Source organism: Mesorhizobium sp. P5_C1, from assembly GCF_054049815.1.
On the sequence record NZ_JBFULQ010000453.1, the window covers coordinates 1 to 4,447 of the forward strand.

The 4,447-nt window shown below is 60.0% G+C and carries 4 protein-coding genes and 1 pseudogene; 3 read left to right on the forward strand and 2 right to left on the reverse strand.

Annotated features, from left to right (window positions below; translation table 11 throughout):
- Nucleotides 1-588: 588 nt before the first annotated feature.
- The gene (locus ACXJ7R_RS25605) at nucleotides 589-903 is read left to right on the forward strand and encodes a plastocyanin/azurin family copper-binding protein (protein WP_457154267.1); all 315 of its coding nucleotides are present in this window, start codon (nucleotides 589-591) and stop codon (nucleotides 901-903) included.
- Nucleotides 904-1,023: 120 nt separating this feature from the next.
- Here ACXJ7R_RS25605 and ACXJ7R_RS25610 read toward each other — a convergent pair.
- Nucleotides 1,024-1,242: pseudogene (locus tag ACXJ7R_RS25610) on the reverse strand (thermonuclease family protein); the annotation flags it as partial.
- 639 nt (nucleotides 1,243-1,881) lie between these two features.
- On the opposite strand from ACXJ7R_RS25610, the gene ACXJ7R_RS25615 reads away from it, so the two are divergent.
- Nucleotides 1,882-2,523 (forward strand): DUF47 family protein, encoded by a 642-nt coding sequence (locus ACXJ7R_RS25615; protein ID WP_457154264.1) that lies wholly within the window; start codon nucleotides 1,882-1,884, stop codon nucleotides 2,521-2,523.
- 3 nt (nucleotides 2,524-2,526) lie between these two features.
- A complete protein-coding gene (locus ACXJ7R_RS25620; RefSeq protein ID WP_457154265.1) occupies nucleotides 2,527-3,531 on the forward strand; it encodes an anion permease in 1,005 nt (334 codons plus the stop codon).
- A 349-nt stretch (nucleotides 3,532-3,880) separates the two neighbouring features.
- Here ACXJ7R_RS25620 and ACXJ7R_RS25625 read toward each other — a convergent pair.
- The coding region (locus tag ACXJ7R_RS25625) for a hypothetical protein (protein ID WP_457154266.1) at nucleotides 3,881-4,447 on the reverse strand (567 nt) is incomplete at its 5' end.

Here is a 4,447-nt window from a genome sequence, read left to right on the forward strand (position 1 = left end):
GCATGGGGGCCGGGTCGTTCGAAAGGCCTTGGGAATGGCGAAAGCAGATGACGGTCCAATAGGCTACTTGCGCAAATAGCTCTTGGCCCCCGAAGAAGTAACGACCTATCGCCTGTTCGGCTTCGGCATGATCTCCTCGATCTGCGCCTTAACTCCGTCTTGGACCTTCGCCTGTTCCATCGCATCCGCTTCGGCCTTGTCCTTGGTGGCCAGCACGGTGCGCTAATGCGGCTTGTCGAACACGCTTACGATGCAGGTTCTTACAGGCTTGTCGCGTAGGCGTTCGGCCTTGTGATGCCGCGMCGGCGCRYGTTTTGATTTAGCGCAAGGACGGTGGGGGKCAGCCGGGAGCAGGGATAGTGGCTGGGAYGTTAGAGCGCTTCTGCTGCCGTCCTGAGGAGATTGTCATGAAATCCATATCGAGGAGAGCAGTGCTCGGGCTTCGCCGCAATGCTCATGGCCGGCAGTGCMGGCGCCGTCMAGGCTGCTGCGATTGTCCAGGTCKCCCTGTGGGACAAGGGCGCGAGTACGGAGATGCCGATGGGTCTCGCTTATGCGGCGCCGGGCATTGATCTCGCCAAGGCGACCATGGGGATCAAGGCTTCCCCGGGTGCGGTGAAGGCYGGSGAGGTCACATTCAAWGTGAARAATGACTCCAAGGACACSRTYCACGAGATGATCGTGATGTACCTTGCCGCGCCCGGCAAGCTGCTTCCTTACCTTGAGGCCGAGAACCGGGTCGACGAAGACAAGTCSGGAGAYAAGGGCGAGGTGTCGGARCTCGATCCCGGCAAATCAGGCACATTGACCGTCGATCTGAAGGCTGGAAAATACCTGCTTATCTGCAACGTGCCGGGTCACTATGGRGCTGGCATGTGGRCCGAATTMACAGTYGAACCATAAGAATGAGCGCCTCTTCACCTGWGKCGTGATCTCCTCGATCTGCGCCTTGTCGCCRAYCTCCTTGGCCATAGCCCGYGCCTTGGAGGAGCGTAKATGTCAGCGCACTGGGGCGATGGGCAGCTATCGGCGTCCACCCCGTCTATATTCGCCGGGATCCATAAAGTTCCCTGCCCACAAGTTACGTTTGGCAATGCGGGCTTCGCGTTCTTCGGCAAGGTATCGAGGCGCTTGTTTGTCGGCCACCGCCAATCCGTGTTTCACCAGGTCGCGTCCCAGATCGATGCCTCCCACGAAGCAGACGCCGACTTCGTTGTCATAGCGGTCCTTGCCTTCGATGGTGCAGGATACATCCCCKGMGGCATGAGATGGCGAATGTGGTCACGCGCATACCTGCCGCAGGGCCAGATYTTGTCAGCGGCATCAAAACACGCCTGCGAAAGTTCGGGGGCATCRATACCRAGCAACTGAACTCGTTTCTTGTCATGCCACAGCGTGTCGCCGTCATGAGCAAACCAATGCTCTCCTGCGGACACGGTGCCACAYGTGAGCAAGAAGGCRAGAGCSAGGGTMAACCTACACATCGGTCATCYGCTTCCCCCTGCTGAGAGCCCGCGCCACTTGCGGGAGGCGCGGGCCGATCGGTAGCCGGTGAAGATCCCGATCTTAAGGCAGTRATGGGGTGAGCATCACCTGCCGCAAGCAAAAATAGTTAGAGATTGCTAATGTTCCGTCAAGCCGGTTTGGTTCGATCGAAAGTCGGCTTCCAGTCGCAGTTCCGCCGCTGCCGATCGCCTTCGTAGCCGGGAATGCAGGTGAAGAACGCCGGGCGCCGCTCGCGGCCCTTCCCGCGCAAGATCGGGGAAATTGTATTGCGTCTCAAGCCGCGTCCGCGATTCGTCCGCATCCACATCTTTCAGCCGGCTACCTGTTTCCCCTGGCGCAATGCGGCGCTATGTGAATGAAACTGGGAGATCGACCATGCTGGGCTGGTTCCGCAAGCTGCTGCCGCGCGAAGATCGCTTCTTCGACCTGTTCGAGCGACATTCCCGAACCGTGGTCGGTGGCGCCGAGGCGCTGGAGCAGCTTCTCCAGGGCAAGGACATCGATCGTTGGTGTCAGAAGATCATCGATCTCGAGGATGAGGCCGATCATATCACCGCCGAAGTCCTCCTGGCGGTGCGGCTTTCCTTCATCACGCCTTTCGATCGCGGCGACATCAAGGACCTAATCCAGTCGATGGATGATGCCATCGACATGATGCACAAGACCRTCAAGACGGTGAAGCTGTTCGAAAAGAAGGAATTCGACCCGCTTATGCAGGAAATGGGCGGCGTCATCGTCGCTGCCGCCAAGCTGGTCGCCGAGGCTATCCCGCTGCTGAGCAAGGTCGGCACGCACTCCGTGCGCCTCAACGCCATCGCCGAAGAGGTCATGCGCGTCGAAAGCCGCGCCGACGATCTGCACGAGCAAGGGCTGAAGGACCTGTTCAAGCGGCACGGCCGCAGCGACCCGATGGCCTACCTGATCGGCAGCGAGATCTATGGCCAGCTGGAAAAGGTGGTCGACCGTTTCGAGGACGTCGCCAACGAGATCAGCGGYATCGTCATCGAGAATGTTTAGGTGATGGAAGCCACCATTGCCTTTCCCGTGCTGGTCGTCCTTGTCGCAGTCGCGCTGTTCTTCGATTTTCTCAACGGCCTGCACGATGCCGCCAACTCCATCGCCACCATCGTCTCCACCCGCGTGCTGCGGCCGCAATATGCGGTTCTGTGGGCGGCTTTCTTCAATTTCATCGCCTTCATGTTCTTCGGCCTTCATGTCGCCGAGACAGTGGGAAAGGGCATCGTCGACGTCGGCATCGTCACGCCGGCGGTGATCTTCTCAGCCCTTGTGGGCGCCATCGTCTGGAACATCGTCACCTGGATTGCCGGCATCCCGTCGAGCAGTTCGCATGCGCTGATCGGCGGGCTGGTCGGCGCCGGCGTTGCCAAGGCTGGGGTCGGCGCCATCGTCTGGACGGGGCTTGGCAAGACGGTCGCCGCAATCGTCCTGTCACCGGCGACAGGTTTTGTTCTGGCGCTTGTCCTGATCCTTGTCGTTTCGTGGCTGTTCGTGCGCCAGACACCGTTCGCCGTCGACAGCACCTTCCGCGTCCTGCAGTTCTTTTCCGCCTCGCTCTATTCGCTCGGCCATGGCGGCAACGACGCCCAGAAAACCATGGGCATCATTGCCGTGCTGCTCTATTCGCAAGGCATGCTCGGCGCCAATTTCTATGTGCCGCTATGGGTCGTCCTCACCTGTCAGACGGCACTGGCGCTCGGCACATTGTTCGGCGGCTGGCGCATCGTCCACACAATGGGTTCGAAGATCACCCGGCTGAACCCGATGCAGGGCTTCTGCGCCGAGACCGGCGGCGCCATCACCCTGTTCGCCGCCACCTGGCTCGGTGTTCCCGTGTCGACCACGCACACGATCACCGGCGCCATCATCGGCGTCGGCGCGGCCCGCCGCGTCTCAGCCGTCCGCTGGGGCATCGCCGGCAACATCGTCATCGCCTGGATCGTCACTTTGCCGGCGACGGCCGCCATTTCGGCCCTCACCTATTTTGTCACGCGCCTGGGCGGCTGACGCGGAGCGGGCGCCGAAATCTGAATATGGGCGATGAGGCGTCCATAGAGATTTGACGTAAAGTCTATGGCCCTGAAGTGCCGTTTGATTTCTCGCCAAAAACCCGTTGTCGCCTAAGCCAGCCCAGATCAGCGTGGACTTGCAGCACGCCGGGTGCCCGCAATTCACATACATGGTTTCGCAGGCGGCCAAGGTGTCGGCAAGGGTTTTTTGGGCATGGCGATCGTTGAAGGGTCGCCGCAACGGAGGATTATATTCCTGATCTCGATGGCGCTGGCAAGGGACTTGGGCCGTCGGAGATGGTGTAAATATGCACGATCTAGACTAGCCGAACTGATCGGCCACTGACTTAATGGCGCGTTGTTTCATAGCTTAGCCCCGGAAATGAAATGGCGTCGGGCATCAGCGCTCCCCTGCCAGCAGGTCGCTCTTGAGGATGTCGAGAAAGAACGCGGTGGTGAGCTCGTTCGCCTGCTTGAATGCTGGCTGCGAGGAGTTCATGAACATCATGTGCCCGCCACGATACGGCCAACGCCTTGTCTTGACTGCTGATTTCGTCATACGCCCACAAAGCGTTGTGTTTAGGCAATACAGCGGCATCGTCAGAAGCAGCCATTATGAGCGTCGGCACCTTGACCTCCGCAATGCCCGTGTCGCCAAAGGCATGCAGCTCGTCCGGAGCTCCGGCGACAAGAGCGGCTACGCGTTTATCCCAGATGGGCGGCAGGGGCGCCGCAAACGGATCAGCGACACCATAGTGTGTCGCGACCGATTGCTCGTGGCCTACGAATTGGCATGTATCAGAGGCGTGTGGATCCTTTCTGTTTACAGCGCACCAGGCATCGAGTTCCCTGAAGTTGACCCGGGCGCCTCCCGCCTGGAACACTGTGGTTCCGCCGCTCGAATGTCCCCAAAC